Annotated in this window: 19 protein-coding genes; 7 read left to right on the top strand and 12 right to left on the bottom strand. The window is 71.9% G+C overall.

Translation table 11 applies throughout. The features are described from left to right. Positions 1-86: 86 nt before the first annotated feature. Positions 87-770, bottom strand: coding sequence for a DUF4230 domain-containing protein (locus ACFYW3_RS13245; protein WP_351759724.1), 684 nt, complete (start codon positions 768-770; stop codon positions 87-89). Between the two features lie 84 nt (positions 771-854). Beyond that, entirely contained in the window at positions 855-977 is a 123-nt protein-coding gene (locus ACFYW3_RS13240; RefSeq protein WP_266973236.1) for a hypothetical protein, read from the bottom strand. Positions 978-1,165: 188 nt separating this feature from the next. Here ACFYW3_RS13240 and ACFYW3_RS13235 point away from each other — a divergent pair, with 188 nt between their 5' ends. Further along, positions 1,166-1,336, top strand: a complete 171-nt coding sequence (locus ACFYW3_RS13235) for a hypothetical protein (RefSeq protein ID WP_351759727.1) — start codon at positions 1,166-1,168, stop codon at positions 1,334-1,336. 57 nt (positions 1,337-1,393) lie between these two features. On the opposite strand, the gene ACFYW3_RS13230 is transcribed toward ACFYW3_RS13235, so the two are convergent. After that, positions 1,394-1,891: a heme-degrading domain-containing protein gene (locus ACFYW3_RS13230; protein WP_351759730.1), complete on the bottom strand. Its 498-nt coding sequence runs from the start codon at positions 1,889-1,891 to the stop codon at positions 1,394-1,396. 765 nt (positions 1,892-2,656) lie between these two features. On the opposite strand from ACFYW3_RS13230, the gene ACFYW3_RS13225 reads away from it, so the two are divergent. Beyond that, entirely contained in the window at positions 2,657-3,031 is a 375-nt protein-coding gene (locus ACFYW3_RS13225) for a hypothetical protein (protein ID WP_351759736.1), read from the top strand. Here the strand turns inward: ACFYW3_RS13225 and ACFYW3_RS13220 are convergent. Continuing rightward, entirely contained in the window at positions 3,016-4,257 is a 1,242-nt protein-coding gene (locus ACFYW3_RS13220) for an FUSC family protein (protein WP_351759739.1), read from the bottom strand. The two genes, ACFYW3_RS13225 and ACFYW3_RS13220, sit on opposite strands and share 16 nt — an antisense overlap. A 179-nt stretch (positions 4,258-4,436) precedes the next feature. Between ACFYW3_RS13220 and ACFYW3_RS13215 the strand changes: the two genes are divergently transcribed. Beyond that, positions 4,437-5,849: an NADP-dependent succinic semialdehyde dehydrogenase gene (locus ACFYW3_RS13215; RefSeq protein ID WP_389386290.1), complete on the top strand. Its 1,413-nt coding sequence runs from the start codon at positions 4,437-4,439 to the stop codon at positions 5,847-5,849. 4 nt (positions 5,850-5,853) lie between these two features. Here the strand turns inward: ACFYW3_RS13215 and ACFYW3_RS13210 are convergent, their stop codons facing one another. Then, on the bottom strand, positions 5,854-6,591 hold the full coding sequence (locus ACFYW3_RS13210) for a VOC family protein (RefSeq protein ID WP_389386289.1): 738 nt from the start codon (positions 6,589-6,591) through the stop codon (positions 5,854-5,856). Positions 6,592-6,927: 336 nt separating this feature from the next. On the opposite strand from ACFYW3_RS13210, the gene ACFYW3_RS13205 reads away from it, so the two are divergent. Then, positions 6,928-7,797: a DUF4394 domain-containing protein gene (locus ACFYW3_RS13205; RefSeq protein ID WP_351759748.1), complete on the top strand. Its 870-nt coding sequence runs from the start codon at positions 6,928-6,930 to the stop codon at positions 7,795-7,797. Positions 7,798-7,905: 108 nt separating this feature from the next. Here ACFYW3_RS13205 and ACFYW3_RS13200 read toward each other — a convergent pair whose 3' ends face one another. Next, entirely contained in the window at positions 7,906-8,598 is a 693-nt protein-coding gene (locus ACFYW3_RS13200; RefSeq protein WP_351759751.1) for an RraA family protein, read from the bottom strand. 100 nt (positions 8,599-8,698) lie between these two features. Then, the gene (locus tag ACFYW3_RS13195; protein ID WP_351759754.1) at positions 8,699-11,086 is read right to left on the bottom strand and encodes an excinuclease ABC subunit UvrA; all 2,388 of its coding nucleotides are present in this window, start codon (positions 11,084-11,086) and stop codon (positions 8,699-8,701) included. A 286-nt stretch (positions 11,087-11,372) separates the two neighbouring features. Here ACFYW3_RS13195 and ACFYW3_RS13190 point away from each other — a divergent pair, with 286 nt between their 5' ends. From ACFYW3_RS13190 to ACFYW3_RS13180, 3 genes are all read left to right on the top strand, one after another. Beyond that, positions 11,373-11,546, top strand: coding sequence for a hypothetical protein (locus ACFYW3_RS13190; RefSeq protein ID WP_267801025.1), 174 nt, complete (start codon positions 11,373-11,375; stop codon positions 11,544-11,546). Positions 11,547-11,706: 160 nt separating this feature from the next. Continuing rightward, a complete protein-coding gene (locus tag ACFYW3_RS13185; protein ID WP_389386288.1) occupies positions 11,707-12,729 on the top strand; it encodes a cation diffusion facilitator family transporter in 1,023 nt (340 codons plus the stop codon). Between the two features lie 26 nt (positions 12,730-12,755). Next, a complete protein-coding gene (locus ACFYW3_RS13180) occupies positions 12,756-12,959 on the top strand; it encodes a hypothetical protein (protein ID WP_389386287.1) in 204 nt (67 codons plus the stop codon). A 79-nt stretch (positions 12,960-13,038) separates the two neighbouring features. Here the strand turns inward: ACFYW3_RS13180 and ACFYW3_RS13175 are convergent, their stop codons facing one another. The 5 genes from ACFYW3_RS13175 to ACFYW3_RS13155 all read right to left on the bottom strand — a co-directional run bounded on the left by ACFYW3_RS13175 (position 13,039) and on the right by ACFYW3_RS13155 (position 19,114). Continuing rightward, positions 13,039-14,874 carry an SIP domain-containing protein gene (locus ACFYW3_RS13175; protein ID WP_389386286.1) on the bottom strand — a complete coding sequence of 612 codons (1,836 nt, stop codon included), beginning with the start codon at positions 14,872-14,874 and terminating at the stop codon, positions 13,039-13,041. An 88-nt stretch (positions 14,875-14,962) separates the two neighbouring features. Beyond that, positions 14,963-16,000: an ABC transporter substrate-binding protein gene (locus ACFYW3_RS13170; protein ID WP_389386285.1), complete on the bottom strand. Its 1,038-nt coding sequence runs from the start codon at positions 15,998-16,000 to the stop codon at positions 14,963-14,965. 14 nt (positions 16,001-16,014) lie between these two features. Beyond that, entirely contained in the window at positions 16,015-16,821 is an 807-nt protein-coding gene (locus tag ACFYW3_RS13165; RefSeq protein WP_351759769.1) for an ABC transporter ATP-binding protein, read from the bottom strand. Next, positions 16,818-18,053, bottom strand: coding sequence for a FecCD family ABC transporter permease (locus tag ACFYW3_RS13160; RefSeq protein ID WP_389386284.1), 1,236 nt, complete (start codon positions 18,051-18,053; stop codon positions 16,818-16,820). The genes ACFYW3_RS13165 and ACFYW3_RS13160 overlap by 4 nt, the downstream gene beginning before the upstream one ends. 11 nt (positions 18,054-18,064) lie before the next feature. Then, positions 18,065-19,114, bottom strand: coding sequence for a FecCD family ABC transporter permease (locus ACFYW3_RS13155; RefSeq protein ID WP_389386283.1), 1,050 nt, complete (start codon positions 19,112-19,114; stop codon positions 18,065-18,067).

The raw sequence follows: 19,114 nt of genomic DNA, 5'->3' as shown, positions 1-19,114 counted from the left end.
TGCCGTCACCGGGTGTGCCGTGACCTGGTGTGCCGTGACCCGGTGTGAGAGGCCACCGCCCCGCCCCCCTCGCGGGGCGGCGCGCGTCACGCGTAGCTGACTGTCACTTCCTTGAATCCCAGGGAGCGCAGAAGTCCCTCCAGCATGGCGCTGGTGTTCTTCTCGGTGCGCTCGACGAGTCCGCTGTCGCGCGCCGCCTCCGTGATGTGTTGGGCGGCGAGGCGCTGTACGCCCTGCGCTCCGGCCGGGTTGTCGGAGAACAGGTCCCCGAGTCGGTCCAGGAGTCCGCGTTGCTGGGACACGGCGTACGAGCGGTCCAGGTCGAGGGCTGCCGGGCCCAGCGAGGCGTGGGGCAGGCGGAGCGTGGCCTTCGTGCGGTCCTCGTTCACCGTGACGCTCCGCTCGTCGAGCCGGCCGAGGTCCACGTAGCCGCTGACGGTGCCCGCTCCGACGTACAGGGTGCGGGTGCCGCGGATCGAGTCGGGGAGGAACTTCGCGTCCTTCTCCAGGTCCACGACGACCTGGAAGTTGCCCGCCGCGCCCTCGTAACGGTGCATGTCCCGAATCGACTTGAGGAGCACGGGGCCGGTGCGGTCCCGCGTCTTCTCGCCGAAGAGGTCACCGAGGCCGGGTATCAGGTCGAACCGGCCGACCAGTACGAACAGCAGGGCCGACACGGCCAGTACGCCGACGATCCGCCCCCACGTGGCCGAACGGCGCGGGCGTCTTGGGCGGTCCTGCCGCTCCGAATCGAGCGATGAGTTGTCCATGCCCTGCGGATGCCCCGAAAGCGGCCGCCTCACCGGGTGCCGTACACACCGGATTGGTTCAACCAGGCCTCCACACAGGGGTGTTCAGCGGTGCTTGGTCAGGGTCCGCAGGAGGACGAACAGGGCGAAGGCCATCACGAGGAGGTGCAGCCAGGCGGGCCCGGGAGTGGGGGAGGGGGCGAAGGCGAGCAGCTGATTGGATGTCATCTCCCGCGTCTGCCCGCCCCGGAGGGATCGACGCGCCCGTGTGCGCGACACGTCGCCCGCGCGGTGTCGTGCGAGCCGATCCGTGCGGCGTGCCCGCACCGGCGAATGTCACTCGCCGTGTTTGATGGTCGCGCTTCAGGTAACACTAGGTAGTGACAGGTTGTCAGCGCCCGACGAAAGGAACGAGCATGTCGATGTCCATCGTGGTGATTCTCGTCGCGGTCGGAGCCCTGATCGCTCTCCTCGTGGCAGCCCCCGCGGCTCCCGTCCGGTCGAACGCGCCCCGACGCGGCGTCCAGGCGCGCCGGCTCCGGACGATTCCCCAGCAGCGTGGCGGCCACCGCCGCAGCGCCCACTGACGCCGGGCGGAGTGCCCTCGGGCGAGGGCACTCCGCCCGGCTCGGCCGGGTCGATGATCAGCGGGCCACGTGGTGCTCGCCCCGGGGCCGGTCGCGGAAGCGTTCCAGCGCCTCGACCACGAGTGCGTGGTCGTCGAGTTGCGGCAGCCCCGACACCGTCACCGCGCCGATGACTCCCGCGCCCTCGACGGCGATCGGGAACGAACCCCCGTGTGCGGCGTACAGGTCCGGGTCCAGGCGTCCGTCCGCGTCGAAGTCCTTGCCGCGAGCCCGGAAGCGGGTCCCGATCAACAGCGAAGAGGCGCCGTACCGTTCGACGACACGACGCTTGCGCTCGATCCAGGCGTCGTTGTCGGCGCTCGACCCGGGGAGCGCGCAGTGGAAGAGCTGCTGGGCGCCGCGTCGAATGTCGATGGCGACGGGAGCCGACCGCTCGCGGGCGAGGGCGACGAGCAGCGAACCCAGTTCCCAGGCGTCCTCGTGGGTGAAGCGGGTCAGCGTGAGTCGCTCCTCCTGGGCCTCCAGCTCGGCCACGTCGGGGGCGGGGGCGCTCACGGCGTCGCCCCCGTCCGTGCGGTGGCAGGGCCGGCGGCCTTGCGCGGGGTGGTGAGGTCAGCGGGCGAGGCAATCATGCCGCCACTTTGGCAACACTGTTGCCGAAGTGCAAGCGGGCAGGTCGGTGCGGGTGTCGGTACGGGTCGTCCGGCCGCCGGAATCACGTGGACCAGTGCGCCGCCGGCCATTCCGGAGCGTCCTCGCCCGCGTTCGACACCGAGATGTGACGTCGCCCGGGCTCATGCGCAGTTCCGCCCCGGGGATGTGGTCGGCGAGCCACCGACCGTGCGCGCCAGTGCTGTGACCGGAATGGTTCACCGTGTCACGGGACACCCACCGGATGCCCAGTCGCGCGGCGGCGGGGAAGAGCGGCGCGGGGGCGCCCCGATGTTCGGCGTGCCGTGATGCCGGAACACGACGGGACCGTCGGCGGACCGGCCCGGTCCGGTGTCGTGGACGCGCAGGACGCGCCCGTCGGCCGGCCGCAGGTCGCTCTCGTTCATCAGGGGTCCCTCCGGGGTGCGGACGGGTCGGGTCGTGGCCGCACCGGTGGCGTCAACGTACCGGCCCCGCGCCCGCCGCGCGCCCCGCCCCGCGCACGGGAACGCCCGACCGTTCCCCGTGGGGACGCGCCGCGGGGAACGGTCGGGGGAAGGGCCGATCGCCGCGGACGCGAGCCGACCCGCCGTGCGATGGGCGGCGCGGGGACCATTGCGGCTTGAACACGCCCGCCAGGGGGACCGGCGCCTTGTAGCATCGGTGCTCATGTCGAAGCCTGACGTCTTGCTCGTCGCCATCGCCGCCGCGGTGGAATCGGAGCAGACCAACCAGATGTCACTGACCGTCCTGGTACACGGCGCCGTGGTCACGGGCCGCCTCGCTCCCGAGAGCGTGTGGCGCCGGCGCGTGGCCGAGGTCCTGATCGATTCCGACCGGCTCAGTCCGTTCGCGCCGCTGTTCGCGGACGCCGAGACGGCCGACGGCTCCCCACGCCAGGAGCCTCCCTCCTACCTGCACTTCCACGTGGCCAGGATCCTCCAGGGCACCATGGGCATCCCCGAGACCGGAGGGATGTACCGGATCGCGATCAAGGACGTCAGCGCGTGGACGATGGGGGACTTCAGCTACTCCGAGACCTGATCGCGGTCCCGGGCGCGCCGGCCCGACCCGAGGGAGCGCAGCCGGCGCGTCAGACGGTGCCATCGCGGGTGCCGTTCGAGCCGCAGCCGGGAGTGCCGGTCGAGTTCCTCCATCAGTCGCTGGGAGCGCTTGTCCACGCCGAGTTCGTCGAGTACGCGGTCCGCTTCGGCCAGCAGGGCCCCGTACAACTGCCACATCCCGGGCTCGGTGCGGACCCGCTCCAGCAACAGCACGGCGAGCCGGTCGCGGCTCATCCGGGCGATCTCCAGCTCCCGGGTCAGACGGCCCTCGGCCTCCTCGGCGTTCGCGCTGACCTGAGCGGTGATCAGCTCGGCGAAGCTCTCCATCGCGATCGCCAGATGGCCGTACAACTCCTGTAGGGCCTGGGTGACGAGCGGGGGGAAGAGGGTGTCCGCCGGCCGGGTCTTGGCGAGATCGGTCAGGGTCCGGCAGGACACGCGCAGTACCACCGCGCAGATCTCCAGGGTGTCGAGCCCCGTGCGCAGCACCAGCCGGAAGAGGAGCCCCTCGCGGACCCTCGGATTCAGTCGCAGGCTGTCCTCGGCCTGTCGGAGCGCGGCGTCGACCAGCGCGATGTCGTTGTCGAGACGTCGTGCCTCGTGCAGCCGGGCGGCGGCCTTCTCCACCGTGGTGGGACCGCCGAGTTCCGCGCAGATGTGCGTCAGCAGGGTGCTCATGCCCGCCGCGAGACCGGTGATCGCCTCGGAGGCGGGACGGATCCACACGGGCGGCACGAACAGCACGTTGAAGAGGAGGCCGACCGCGGCGCCGATCAGCGTCTCCAGGACACGGTCCCAGGCCGTGTCGGCGACCCTCGTGACGCCGAGCACCAGCATCGCGCTGATCGCGACCTCCGGGACGAACTCGCCGGCCCGCACCACGCGGCCGATGACGAGCGAGGCCAGGATGATCAGACCCAGACTCCACCAGGTCAGTCCGACCAGGGCGCTGAAGCCGATCGCGATCAGCACGCCGGCGACGACGGAGTTCACCCTCCGGATTCCGGTGGTGAGCGTGGTGTAGAGGGTGACCTGGACGACGAGCAGTGCGGTGAGCGGCGCGGTCAGGGGCGCCGGCTCGTCGCTCACGGCCAGGGCGACGACGTACGAGACGACGGCAGCCGCTGTCGAACGGATCGCCTGGACGACCGCGGGTTCCCGGTAGCGGTGGGCGAGCCGACGGAGAGGTGTGATTGCCAGTGTCATAAGCCCGCCCCTGCCCAGTCCTCGGCGTGATCAACAAGCGCACCGATCACTCGGCCCGCGCGGGGCACACGGGAACGGGGCGCAAGGCCGCGCGTCGGGGTCCGGCGCGCTTCCGGCCCACCGCCCGCGCGCGCTTGCATCATCGGAGACCGGTGCACCGAGGAAGAGGAGAGCCCCACGTGGCCATCGCGACGATCAACCCCGTGAACGGCGAGACGCTCCGCACGTTCGACGAACTGACGGAAGACGAGGTCGAACAACGACTGACGCTGGCCGCCGAGACGTTCCGGACGTTCCGGATCACGGAGTTCGCCGAGCGCGCCCGGTTCCTCGACCGCGCGGCGGACCTCCTGGACGAGGACCAGGACGACATCGCCCGCACGATGACGACCGAGATGGGCAAGCCCATCGCGGCGGCCCGCGCCGAAGCGGCGAAGTGCGCCAAGGCCATGCGGTGGTACGCCCGCAACGCCGAAGGCCTGTTGGCCGACGAGTTCCCGGCCGAGGAAGAGGTCGCGGACTCCGGGGCCGCCCGCGCCCGGGTCCACTACCGGCCGCTGGGAGTCGTCCTGGCCGTCATGCCGTGGAACTTCCCCCTCTGGCAGGTCGTCCGCTTCGCGGCACCCGCGCTCATGGCCGGCAACGCGGGTCTGCTCAAGCACGCGTCGAACGTGCCCCAGACCGCGCTCTACCTGGGCGACCTCTTCCGGCGCGCCGGATTCCCGGCCGGAGCCTTCCAGACGTTGCTCGTCTCCTCCGGCGCGGTCGAGAGGATCCTGCGCGACCCCAGGGTGGCCGCGGCGACCCTGACGGGGAGCGAGCCCGCGGGCCGCGCGGTCGCCGCCATCGCCGGCGACGAGGTCAAGAAGACCGTCCTGGAACTCGGCGGCAGCGACCCCTTCGTGGTGATGCCGTCGGCCGACGTCGAACGCGCCGCGCGTGTCGCGGTCACGGCCCGGGTGCAGAACAACGGCCAGTCCTGCATCGCGGCCAAGCGCTTCATCGTGCACACCGACGTCCACGACGAGTTCACCCGGCTCTTCACCACCCGCATGGCCGAACTGACCGTCGGCGACCCGATGGCGGAGTCCACCGACGTCGGCCCGCTCGCCACCGAGCAGGGCCGCGACGACGTCGAGGGACTCGTGGACGACGCGGTGCGCCGAGGAGCCCGGGCCCTGTGCGGCGGGAGCAGGCCCGAGGCGTTCCCGAAGGGCTGGTTCTACGAGCCGACGGTCCTCACCGGGATCACCCCCGAGATGCGCATCCACCACGAGGAGGCCTTCGGGCCGGTGGCCACCGTCTACCGGGTTCGCGACCTGGACGAGGCGGTGGACCTGGCCAACGACACGCCCTTCGGCCTGAGCTCGAACGTGTGGACCCGCGACGAGGCCGAACAGCGACGCTTCGTACGTGACGTCGAGGCCGGCGGTGTCTTCTTCAACGGCATGACCGCTTCCCACCCCGCACTGCCGTTCGGCGGAGTGAAGCGCTCGGGCTACGGCCGGGAACTCTCGGGCCACGGGATCCGCGAGTTCTGCAACACCACGACGGTGTGGCACGCGGCCGAACCGGGCGCCAAGCCCGCGTAGCGGCTCAACCGGACGCGCCCTGCGGCGTGACGATCGTGAACAGGGCGCCGTCCGGGTCCCCGAGCGCGACCCGGCGGCTGTCGCCCGTCGTCTGGACGGGGGAGGCGGTCCGGCCGCCGAGCCGGACGGCGGTGTCCACGGCCGCCTCCAGGTCGGGCACGTCGAAGTGGATGTGCCAGCGCGGGCGGATCTGCGGATCGGGCGCCTCCTCAACGGCCCCGCCGCTGATCCGGGCGACGGTGTCGTGACCGCGTCGGATCACCACGTGGTCGTGCTCGTACGAGACGTCGCAGCACCCCGGGCGCTCGCAGGCCCAGTCCAGGACGTCCCCGTAGAACACGGCGGCGGCGAACGCGTCGCGCGTGCGCAGTTCGAGCGACGCGGCGGCGTGGTGGCGGTGTGCCGTCCAGTCCGGGATGACCTCGCCCTGCCAGAAACCGAAGACCGCTCCGTCCGGGTCGGCGGCGAGCGCGGCGCGCCCGGTGCCGAAGGTCAGCGGGCCCACGGCCATGGTGGCGCCCCGTTCGCGGACCCGCGCCGAGGTGATGTCGGCGTCGTCGACGGCGAAGTACGGCGTCCAGGCCACCGGGACGCCCAGCCGACCGGCCAGCGCCCCGATCCCCGCGATCGGCACTCCGTCACGCATCGCCACGGAGAAGCCCTCGCCGAGCCGGGTCGGCCGGAAGCTCCACCCGAGCACGGCCCCGTAGAACGCCTGCGCGTTCTCCAGATCGCGGGTCATCAGACTCACCCAACACGGCGCACCGAACACCTCATGGCTTGACGTCGACACCGGCACCGACCTCTCTGACGCTCACCCGGCGCCCACCGTAGCCCCGGCGTCGACGCCAGGCCGCGAGACACGGCCGCGCAGGACGGTGGACGACGCCCGGTCGCAACCCCGCGACCGGGGAGCTCCGCCGGCGGGAAGGAGGGGGCCGGGCCCGCGGTGCCGCCATTGGGGTGGGATCGCGGACACCGACCCGTCCGCGCGAGCCCGGCCGTCGAAACAGACTCGACCCGCTCGACACCCCGGGCGGGATCCCCGATTCCCCGAACCCTGATCCTGGAGAGCAAGATGCGTACTCGCAAGATCGTCATCGCCGCGTCCGTCGTCCTGGCGGCGGCCGTGTCGGCGCCCGTTCTGGCGTCCGCCGACGGCGGCGACCACGCCATGGACCGAGTGGGACACCGGGCACTGACCGCGATCGGTCTGACCTCCGACCAGCGGCTGGTGGAGTTCACCGTGGACTCGCCGGCCAAGCCCACCGGCATCGGCAGGGTGTCCGGGCTCCGGGGCGACACCAGGCTCGTGGGCATCGACTTCCGGGTCCAGAACGAGAAGCTCTACGGAGTCGGCGACAAGGGCGGCATCTACACCCTGAACACCGGCAACGCCAGGGCGACGAAGGTCTCCCAGCTCACCGTGGGCCTGTCGGGGACGCGGTTCGGGGTGGACTTCAACCCCGCCGCGAACCGTTTGCGGGTGATCGGCAACACCGGTCAGAACCTGCGCCACAACCTCGACGACGCCGCGGCCCCGCTGGGCACCACGGTCGACGGGACCCTCACCAACCCCACCACCCCGCCGTCCACCGCCATGGGCGTCACCGGCGCCGCCTACACCAACAACGACCTGAACGCCGCCACGGCGACCACCCTCTTCGACCTCGACACCACGGCCGACCGGGTCTCCCTCCAGTCACCCGCCAACGCCGGCACCCTGGCACCCACCGGGAACCTCGGTGTGAACGCCGGACCCGACGCCGGATTCGACATCCACTTCTCGCCCAAGCACGGCACCAACCAGGGATTCGCGACCCTCGACACCGGTCGCGGCTCCCGCCTCTACCAGATCGACGTACTGACCGGAGCGGCCCGCGACCTCGGCGCCTTCCCCGCCAAGCAGCAGGTCACCGACCTGGCCCTGCCGCTGGGTCAGAACTGATCCACCGCGCGGTGGGCCGTTCGGGCGGGGACCGGCCCACCGAACGGCCGCCGCGCGGGCGGCGGCCCCCGCGGGCAAGGGGGGGGAGGGCCCCGACGGATGCGCGTCCTACTCCTCGATGGCACCGCCGATGCGCCGCAGGTGCCGTCGGAAGGTGTACGAGGGATCCGCGTCCCGCAGCACCAGGTAGTCCTCGAAGCCCGTCTGCCGGCGCAACGTCTCGCCCGATCGGATCCGGTGCGCCTGCTCCCGCTCCGTCCCGGCGATCCGCCCGGCCGTCGTCAGCACCCTCTCGACGTGCTCCGCGGCGACGAACAGCACGCCGTCGGCGTCACCGAAGACGAAGTCCCGGCCGTCCACGAGGTGCGTCCCGAACCGGGCGGTGACCAGGGCGTCGGCCTCCCGTTCGTCCAGCCGTACGGGTCCGGGCGGGTAGGCGCCGTAGCTGAACACGGGCAGACCGATCTCGGCCAGCTCCGCGGTGTCGCGGTGCAGTCCCCACACCACCAGAGCCGTCACCCCGGCCGCCGCGGCCTCCAGCACCGCCAGGTCCCCCACACACGCCTCGTCCGAACGGCCGCCGTTGTCGATCACCAGGACGTCGCCCTCCTCGGCCCGGCCGAAGGCCTCCAGGAACACGTCCACGCTTCCGTAGTGACGCACCGGCAGCACCGGCCCCGCCACCCGGTGCCCCCGTACGACCGCGCCGATGCCGGGCGGTGCGACGCGCAGCGGCGTGTTCGTACGGACACAGGCATCGGCCAGGAGCGGGGTGGACAGGTCGGCGAAGGCTTGCAGCATGCCCTCTCTCCTTCTCGAAAAGAACGGGTTCGATCGCGTACCGCCCTCATCGTGCCCTGCCGCCCCCTCCGGCCCGTCTCGCCGTGTCCGCGCGTCCCCGTCAGGCGCCGACGTACGCCGCCAGGTGCTCGCCGGTGAGCGTCGAGCGGCCGGCGATCAGATCGGCGGGCGTGCCCTCGAACACGATCCGGCCGCCGTCGTGGCCGGCGCCGGGGCCCAGGTCCACGATCCAGTCGGCGTGCGCCATGACCGCCTGGTGGTGCTCGACCACGATCACCGACTTGCCGGAGTCGACGAGCCGGTCGAGGAGACCGAGCAACTGCTCGACGTCCGCCAGGTGCAGACCGGCGGTCGGCTCGTCCAGCACGTAGATCCCGCCCTTGTCGGCCATGTGCGTCGCCAGCTTGAGCCGCTGCCGCTCGCCGCCGGACAGCGTGGTCAGCGGCTGACCGAGACTGAGGTAACCCAGCCCCACGTCGGCGAGACGGCCGAGGATCCGGTGCGCGGCCGGCGTGTGTGCCTCACCGGCCCCGAAGAACTCCTCGGCCTCGGTCACCGACATCGCCAGCACCTCGCTGATGTCGCGGCCGCCGAGGTGATGCTCCAGGACCGCGGCCTGGAACCGCTTCCCCTCGCACTCGTCACAGACGATGGCGACGCCCGCCATCATCGCCAGGTCGGTGTAGACGACGCCGGCGCCGTTGCAGTTCGGGCAGGCACCCTCCGAGTTGGCGCTGAAAAGCGCCGGCTTCACGCCGTTGGCCTTGGCGAACGCCTTGCGGATCGGGTCGAGCAGGCCGGTGTACGTGGCCGGGTTGCTCCGCCGCGAACCGCGGATCGCGCCCTGGTCGATGGAGACCACACCCTCGCCGGCGGGGATCGACCCGTGCACGAGGGAGCTCTTCCCGGAGCCGGCGACACCGGTGACGACGGTCAGCACCCCGAGCGGGATGTCCACGTCGACGTCGCGCAGGTTGTGCGTCGTCGCGCCGCGGATCTCCAGCGTGCCGGTGGGCGTCCGTACCTCGTCCTTGACGACGGCCCGGTCGTCGAAGTGGCGTCCTGTGACGGTGCCCGCGGTCCGCAACTCCTCGACGCTGCCCTCGAAGCAGACCGTGCCGCCCGCCGCGCCCGCGCCGGGACCGAGGTCCACGACATGGTCGGCGATCACGATCGTCTCCGGCTTGTGTTCGACGACCAGCACCGTGTTGCCCTTGTTCCGCAGCCGCAGCAGCAGGTCGTTCATCCGCTGGATGTCATGGGGGTGCAGGCCCGTCGTGGGCTCGTCGAAGACGTACGTGACGTCGGTGAGCGAGGAGCCGAGGTGGCGGACCATCTTGACGCGCTGTGCCTCACCGCCCGACAGCGTGCCCGACGGGCGGTCGAGCGAGAGGTAGCCGAGCCCGATCTCCACGAACGAGTCCAGGGTCCCGCGCAGCGTCGAGAGCAGCGGCGCCACCGACGGCTCGTCGAGACCGCTCACCCACCCCGCCAGGTCGCTGATCTGCATGGCGCAGGCCTCGGCGATGTTGAGCTTGTCGATGCGCGAGGAGCGGGCCTCCGCGCTGAGCCGGGTGCCGTCGCATTCGGGGCAGGTGGTGAAGGTGACCGCGCGCTCCACGAACGCCCGGATGTGCGGCTGCATCGCCTCCTTGTCCTTCGACAGGAACGACTTCTGGATCTTGGGGATGAGGCCCTCGTAGGTGAGGTTCACGCCCTCGACCTTCACCTTGGTCGGCTCCCGGTAGAGGAAGTCGTGCATCTCCTTCTTGGTGTACTTGCGGATCGGCTTGTCCGGGTCGAGGAAACCCGACTCGGCGTAGAGCCGCACGGTCCACCAGCTGTCCGACTTCCAGCCGGGAATGGTGAACGCCCCCTCGGAGATCGACTTGGAGTCGTCGTAGAGCTGGGCGAGGTCGATGTCGGAGACGCTGCCCCGGCCCTCGCAGCGCACGCACATGCCGCCCGTGCGGCTGAAGGTCGCCTTCACCGTCCTGGTGGCGGCGCCGCGCTCGACCGTGATCCCCCCGCTCGCCCGGACCGAGGGGACGTTGAAGGCGAAGGCGCCGGGCCCGCCGACGTACGGCTTGCCGAGGCGGCTGAAGAGGATGCGCAGCATCGCGTTGGCGTCGGTGACGGTGCCGACCGTGGAGCGGGGGTCGGCCCCCAACCGTTGCTGGTCCACGATGATCGCGGTCGTCAGGCCGTCCAGCACGTCGACCTCGGGCCGCGCCGGCGTCGGCATGAAGCCCTGGACGAAGGCGCTGTACGTCTCGTTGATCAGCCGCTGCGACTCCGCCGCGATCGTGCCGAACACCAGCGAGCTCTTGCCCGAGCCGGAGACGCCCGTGAACACCGTCAGCCGCCGCTTGGGGATCTGGACGCTGACGTCCTTGAGGTTGTTCACGCGCGCGCCGTGCACGCTGATCAGGTCGTGGCTGTCGGCGTCGTGCGGCGCGGACGACCGCGTCCCCGTTCTCTTGGCCATGCTTGTCGTGTCTCCATCCTTCGATCGGGGCCGGGCGCCTCGTTCCCTGCCCGCGGGGCTCGATGCCCGTGGACTTCACGCTACGGCGGGCGGGGCGGGTTTCGCTTCTCCGATCCTGATCGGTCGCGCGGGCCCTGATCGCTCGCGCGGGCACGCGGCCCGTTGTCTCCTCAGCCCGATGTGTACGGAAGTCGGCCACTACCCGTCGGTACCCGACCGGATCGTGTGTGGGTTTGATAGATGTGGGTGCTTCGGATGCGCGCTGGTTCGGCGGGAGGAAACGGTCATGGTGGAGCTGCCGGTTCCGAGAACACTCGTGTGCGGATACTGCGGGGCCGGACCGGTCGACGGCGTGGCACGGACGATCGCGGCGGGCCCGGGTTTCCTGACGGTGACCTGGCACGCGGAGCGGTGCCCGCACTACGCGGCGGACCGGATCCTCGCGGAGGAACCGTCCTGACCGCCGGCGCCGTCGCCGGTCCGCCGGCGGGTCCGCGCGGGCCCGGGGACCGCGCCGGCCGGCGGCTGCTCCCGGGCCGCACATGCGAGTGAATCGCACCTGGTCACCGGGCGTATGACGGCTGTAGCCGCAATGCGCGCGATGTGCCACCGTGGGGGGCATGGAGGGGAATCGGCACGTACACGATCACCGTCAGGACCATCACCATCGCCCCCACGAGGGCCCGGGGCTCCGCCGGCGCCTGACGCACCTGATCCGCCCGCACAGCCATGAGGCGGCCGACAGGATCGATCCGGCCATGGAGACCTCGCGCGACGGCATGCGCACGCTGTGGCTCTCCCTGCTCGTCCTGGCGGCGACCACCGTCGTCCAGGCCGTGATCGTCGCCCTGTCGGGATCGGTGGCCCTGCTCGGCGACACCGTCCACAACGCCACCGACGCCCTGACCGCCGTCCCGCTCGGCATCGCGTTCCTGCTCGGCAGGCGCGCCGCGAACCGGCGCTACACCTACGGCTACGGCCGGGCGGAGGACCTGGCCGGGATGCTCATCGTGGCGACCATCGCCGCCTCCGCGGCATTGGCCGCGTGGGCGGCCGTCGATCGGCTGCTGCACCCCCGCGACGTCACCCACCTGTGGGCGGTGGCCGCCGCCGCGCTCGTCGGGTTCGCCGGCAACGAATGGGTGGCCCGCCAACGCATCCGTACCGGCCGCAGGATCGGCTCCGCCGCCCTGGTCGCCGACGGCCTGCACGCCCGTACCGACGGCTTCACCTCCCTCGCGGTCCTCCTCGGCGCGGCCGGTTCCGCCGCCGGGTGGAAGGCCGCCGATCCGGTGATCGGGCTGCTGATCACCGTCGCGATCCTGTACGTGCTGCTCGGCGCCGCCCGGGAGGTGTTCCGGCGGCTGATGGACAGCGTCGACCCCGGCCTGGTGGAGAGCGCGGAGAACGCTCTGCGCGCGGTGACCGGTGTACGGGGCGTGGGACAGGTGCGGATGCGCTGGATCGGCCACGCCCTGCGCGCCGAGGCCGACATCGTCGTCGACGCGCACCTGACGGTGGTGCAGGCCCACGAGCTGGCAGAAGCCGCCGAGCGGGCCCTGGTGCACGCCGTTCCGCGGTTGATCGCCGCGACCGTTCACACCGACCACACGCCGGTCGGGGCGCGGCCGAGGGTTGCCTGAAGCCGCCTCCCGTCGTTGGGCACGACGTGAACGAGACGAGAAGAACCGTTCCGGCACCCTGGCCGGGCCTCAGCCCCCGAACCGGCGAGCACGCCCGCCCCTCGGGGACCCCCCTCTACGACGCCGTCGTTCGGCAGTGGCGCGAACAGGGCCGGGAGATCCCGCGCCCGCCCGCCCCACCGCGGCGCTGGGCACGGGTGGAGAGCGCCGACCTCTTCCTGCGCGACTAGGCCGTCTCTTCCGGATCCTGCCTGACCCGCAAGATCCGAAAGAGACGGCCTGGTGCTGGGATCCGGGGGATCCGGGGCATCAGCCCTGCCGGGTCAGCACCCACAGGCGGTGGTCCCAGCCGATGTCCGTGAGGTCGCGGACCGACAGCCCGGCGCGCGCGACGAGGTCCGCGAACACGGCTTCCGAGCGCACCCCCGAGCCGAACGCCGACGCCAGCCGCAACTGGTTCAGCGCCGCCTCGACGTCATCGGCGTCCGGCCCCTCGACCTGCTCCACCAGCAGCAGCGCGCCCCCGTCGGGAAGCGCGGCCGCGGTCTCCGCCAGGGTGAGCACGGCGTCCTCGTCGGGCAGCAGCTCCAGCAGCCGGCACAGCAGTACCGTGCCGTCGCCGGGGGGCACCGGTCCGGAGCGGGCGAGCAGGTCCACCCGGGGGAGCACGTCGGCGTCCAGCACCTGCTCCCGCACCACCCGCAGCGCCGACGGCTGCGCGGCGATCCGGGCCCGCAGCTCGGGGAACACCTTCAGCAGCGTGTTGACCACGGCGCCCGCGCCGTGCCCGGCGGCGGTCACCGATGCCACCGAGGACCAGTCGTACCCGCCGGCGACGCCGGGCGCGATCCACAGCGCCTCGTCCTCGACCGCCTCGCGGGCCGAACCGCCGAGGCGCTCGTCGTTGACCATCGCCTCGGCCAGCGGCAGACCGGACAGGGTGCGGTAGCCGGCCTTGCCGCTCCACAGGGTCTCGGCGAGACCCGACAGCGACAGGTCGAGGGCGGCCTGCGCGCCGCGCAGGTCGTACTCGGCCAACGAGTGGTCGTCCTCGACGAGTTCCTCGCCGATCGGCGTCAGCCGGTACCCCTCGGAGCCGAGGGCGAACACGTCCAGCGAGACCAGGTAGGTCAACAGGGCGGCCAGCGTGCGCGGCTGCGCCGACGTGCGCGCGGCCAGGGCGTCCGGCGTCCGGACCCCCTGGTAGACCAGGTCCACCAGACCGAGCGTGACCGCCGCCCGGATGGCGAGGCCAGGTGCCAGGTCGGTCAGTTCGTGCAGACGGTCGTGCGCGTCGTCCTCGTCCCGCGCCTCCTGGCCGGCGACGACGGCCGGTTCGGTGCGCCTCCAATAGCCGGTGATGTGGGTCCGCTCCCGCGGCACCTGCCGGTCCACCGCGAGGTGGCGGCGGATCCCCTTCAGGGTCACGGCCTCGCCGGCCGCCCACACGAACGGTGTGCCCGGGAGCCAGTCCATGCCCCGTACCGCCTGCTCCAGCAGGTCGGTGCTCCCGGCGGGCGCGCCCCCGCGCACCAGCCAGGTGATCTCGGCATCGGCGCGGGTCGGCAGTTCCTGGCGGTGGCTGTCCTCGCCGACCTCGACGAACACCCGGGCGCGGGTGCCCTCCGGCATCTCCTCCAGCCACCGGGCGATGGCGGGCAGGGCCGTCTCGTCACCGATCGCCAACAGCCAGTCGGCGCCCTCCGGATGACCGTGCGACATCTTCGGGCCGGCGATCCAGGTGACGTCGCCGGGCTTCGCCGCCAGAGCCCACGACGAGGCCACGCCGCCCGCGTGGTTCACGAAGTCGAAGTCGATCTCCCCGGCCTCGGGGTCGAAACGCACCGGGGTGTAGTCCTTGGTGAGCGGCCTCGCGTCGGCGGGCCAGTCCAGGCTGGAGACGTTCTGGCCCGGCAGCACCGGGTCCCCGCCCTCCTCCTCGGCGAAGAAGAACTTCACGTGGTCGTCGAAGCCCTCGGTGCGCAGCGCCGGCAACTCCAGGCCGTTCTTCCGGAAGGCGGCCAACTGGGGCCCGCCCAGCGTCACCCGCCGCATGCCCGGGGTCACGTCCGCGACACGCAGCACGGTCAGCTCCCTGAGCACGATGGGGAAGGTGACGACCGGGCGGGGGTTGCGGCTGGACATGGGGAGAACTCCTCAGATGTGTGGTCGGGGTCGGGCCGGTCGGCCCGCCGCCCGGGGAAGGCGGCGGGCCGACCTGTTCGGGTGTCGCCTACTGGCCGGCGACGGCCTTGGCGAGGAGCGGGGTCAGCTGCTCGACCGCCCACGGCGCGTTCAGCGCGTCCGGGTAGGCGATGGACGAGGCCAGGTTGTTGTCGGACGGGATGACCGCGAAGTGCTTGCCCTTCACGGAGTTCAGCGACTGGAAGAGCTTGTTGCCCTCCAGCTCCTTGGGGCTGATCACGCCGCGGTCACCGAAGGGGTAGGTGACGAGGAGGACGTCGGCGTCGAGCTGGTCGAGGTTCTCCAGGCTGACGGCGTTCTTGTCGGGGGCGTAGTTCTTGGCCTTGTCGGTCTTGGCGAAGCCGAGCTTCTCGAAGACGCCCGGGTCCTGCGCCTGGTACGACATGAAGCTGATCTGCTCGGGGTGCACGACGGTGTACGTGTACGTCTTGCCCTTGAACTCCGGGTGCGCGGCGGCCGCGTCGGCGGTGGCCTTCTCGTTGGCCGCGATGACCTCGTCGGCCTTGGCCTCCAGACCCAGTGCCTTGGCGGCGGTCTTCAGACGCTCCTGCCAGGTCAGGGTGTCGGCCTGCGCCTTGTCGGTGTAGGTGACGACCGGGGCGATGGGGGACAGCTTCGCGTAGTCCTTGTCCATCTCCCACGTGTTCACGCCGAGGATGACGTCGGGGGCCTCGGCCGCGATGGCCTCGTAGGCGGTGCCGTCCGTGTCGTCGTACGTCTTGAGCTTGCCGGCGCCGAGCTTGTCGATGGCCCGCTGCTTGTACTCGGGGACCTTCCCGCCGTCCTCCACGTCCGGGGTGATCACCGGGACGATGCCGAGGGCCAGCGCGATGTCGGTGTCTCCGTCGGAGACGGTGGCGACCTTGAGGGGCTTCTTCTTGACCTCGGTGTCGCCCCAGGCGTTCTTGAGGGAGACGGGGAAGGCGCCCTTCGCGGCATCGGCCGAGGCGGCGGCCGGCTTGTCCGCCGTGTCGGAGGAGCCGCCACCACAGGCGGTGAGCAGACCGAGGCCGGCGGCGGTGGCCGTGAGGGCGGCCAGGGTGCGGTGTCTGTCGAGGAAGGACACGGGGACTGGTTCTCCTATGAGGTGGTGTGTCGGCCCAGGGGGAAGATCTGGGGCCGGCCGGAACGGGGATGGGGAACGACCAGACAGTCGAGGCCGAAGACCTCGGCGACCGTCCGCTCGGTGAGGACCTCCTCGGGCGTGCCCTGGCACACGATCCGGCCGTCGCGCATGGCGACGATGGTCGAGGCGTACAGGGCGGCCTGGTTGAGGTCGTGGGACACCAGGACGATGGTCTTGTCGCTCTGCTCGTTGAGGTCCGCGAGCAGGTCCATGACCTCGATCTGGTGCGCGATGTCGAGATAGGTGGTGGGCTCGTCCAGCAGCAGGGTGGGGGTCTCCTGGGCCAACGCCAGCGCGATCCAGACGCGTTGGCGCTGACCGCCCGAGAGCTGGTCCACCGGCCGGGAGATCAGCTCGGCCGTGCCGGTGGCCGTCAACGACCGGGCGATGACCTCGTCGTCGGCGGCCGTGCGGCGCTGCCCGAATCGGTGGTGCGGGTGGCGGCCCCGCCAGACCAGGTCGCCCACGGTGATGCTCTCGGGGGCGATCGGGGACTGCGGCAGGATGCCGAGCCGGCGGGCCACCTCGCGGGTCGGCAGGGCGTGGATGTCGTTGCCGTCGAGCAGGACCGAGCCGGCGGCGACCGGCAGCAGGCGGGCCATGGACTTCAGCAGGGTGGACTTGCCGCAGGCGTTGGGGCCGACCAGCACGGTGATCCTGCCGGGCTCGATGTCCAGGCTGAGGTTCTCGATGACCGGTGTGCGGTCGTACCCGGTGGTGATGGACCGGGCGGCCAACCCGGGGGGCGCCGTGGAATTCATGAACGTGCTCCTTGCCTGCGGCGGAGGATCAGCCAGACGAAGTAGGGGGCGCCGATCAGGGCGGTGAGGACACCGGTGGGCACCGGGCTGATCAGCGGACCGTGCTGGGCCAGCACATCGGACCCGAGGACGATCACCGCGCCGATGGGGGCGGCGAGCAGCAGCGCCCGGTCCGCGCCGACCAGGCGCACGGCGATGGGACCGCTGACCAGTGAGACGAAACCGATGGGCCCGGTCACGCTGGTGGCCATGGCGGCCGCGGCCGCACCGAGCAGCAGGGCCGCAGTCCTGGCCGCCGACACCCGGGCACCGAGTCCGGCCGCCAACTGGTCGCCCAGCGACATGGCGCCCAGGGCCCGGCCCAGCGGCGCGGCGCACAGGGCGCACACGGCGAAGGAGACCGCGAGGGTGGTGACCCCGTCCCAGGTGACTCCGCTGACGCTGCCGACGAGCCAGCGCGTCACCTGGGCGATGCTGTGCTGACCGGCCATGGAGAACAGGTAGTTGACGTACGCGGTGCACACCGCGGCCATGCCGATGCCGATCAGCACCAGCCGGAAGGTGTCCACCCGGCCGCCGCGCCGGCTGAGCAACAGCACGACGCCGACGAGGAGGAAGGACCCGGCGAGCGCCGCGCCCTCCACCCCGTAGGGGATCGCGGGAGCGAGGATCAGGACCGTGACGGCTCCGGCTCCCGCGCCGGCGGAGATGCCGACGATGTCCGGGGTGGCGAGCGGGTTGCGGATGAGCCGCTGGTAGAGCGCGCCGGACAGCCCGAACAGGGCGCCGGCGAGCAGGGCGGCCAGGGCGCGGGGCATCCGGATGCGGTGGATCACGTAGTCGGCGAGGCCGGTGCGTTGGCCGAACGCGGCGGGCAGTACGTCGGACGCCGGGATGTTGCGCAAGCCACCGAGCAGGACGGAGGCGAGCAGCAGCCCGATCAGGACCGTGACGAGGACGGCGACCAGGAGGGCGGTGCGCCGGCGGGCGGAGCGGTGGGCTCGGCGCAACAGCGCGGCGGTGGCGGCGACCGACGGCGCACCGGGGACTTCGTCCGGCCGGACGGACGGATCCGCGGGCCGCGCGTCGGCGGCCTTGGGGTCGCCGGCCTTGATGTCGCCGGCTTCGGTGTCCGAGGCTTTGGGCGCGGTGGCCTCGGTGTCGGCGGCTTCGGTGTCGGGTGTCGAGGCAAGCACCGCGGCCCGGGTCGGGGCGGCTTGTCGTCGGGGCACGGGCACGTCCTTCACATCCGGACCAGGTCGCGTCGGCGGGCCAGCCACACGAAGAACGGGGTGCCGACCACGGCCGTCATCACCGACACCTGGATCTCACCGTGATCGAGGACCAGCCGGCCCACGGTGTCGGCGCCGACCAGCAGCACGGCCCCGCAGAGCATCGACAGTGGCAGCGACCATCGGTGGTCCGCGCCGACCAGCATCCGCGCGACGTGCGCGGCGATCAGTCCCACGAAGGCCACGGGTCCGACGGCAGCCGTGGCCGAGGCGCAGAGCAGGACGGCCACCGCCGCGCCGGCCAACTGGGCACGCTGGACGCGCACTCCGAGGCCCCGGGCCGTCTCCTCGCCGAGGCTGAGGGCGTTGAGGGTGCGGCCGAGCGGCAGCGCGAGCAGCAGGCCGATGACGGCGAACGGCGCGTTCTCGCCCAGGACCTGGGAGCGACCGCTGAGTTGGCCGACCGACCAGAAGCGCAGGGAGGAGTACACCGCCTCGTCGCGGACGACGAGGAGGGTGACGACGGAGGCCAGCACGGCGGCGATGGCGACACCGGCCAGCACCAACCCGAGGGTGGTGCTGCCCGCGTTGGTTCGCGTACCGATCAGGTAGACGAGGGCCGCGGAGACCGCCGAGCCGACGAGCGCCAGCCAGAAGAAGCCGCTCGCGTCGTTGACGTCGAGGAAGAGGATGCCGAGGACCACGAACATCGCGGCGCCCTGTTCCACGCCCAGGATGCCCGGATCGGAGAGCGGGTTCATCGTGAGGGCCTGCATCACGAGCCCGGAGGCGCCGAGCGAGGCGCCGACGGCCAGACCGAGCAGGGTGCGGGGGATGCGTTCCGTCCACAGGACGTCGTGGTTGTATCCGCCGCCCCCGGGGTGGAGCAGGATCTTGACGGTCTCCAGCGCCGAGATGTCGCGGGCGCCGTAGCCGACGCTCGCGATCACCACCGTCGCCAGAAGCAGGCCTGCGACGAGGGTCACCACCGTGCCGCGCGAGAAGCGGGTTCTCGCGGGCGCCGGCAGCGGCACTGTCACCGGCGGGGCCGATTGACTCAT

The sequence above is a fragment of the Streptomyces sp. NPDC002602 genome (assembly GCF_042889445.1).
Lineage (GTDB): Bacteria > Actinomycetota > Actinomycetes > Streptomycetales > Streptomycetaceae > Streptomyces.
The sequence above is the reverse complement of the archived record's forward strand: the minus strand, read 5'-3'. Positions and strand labels throughout refer to the sequence as shown.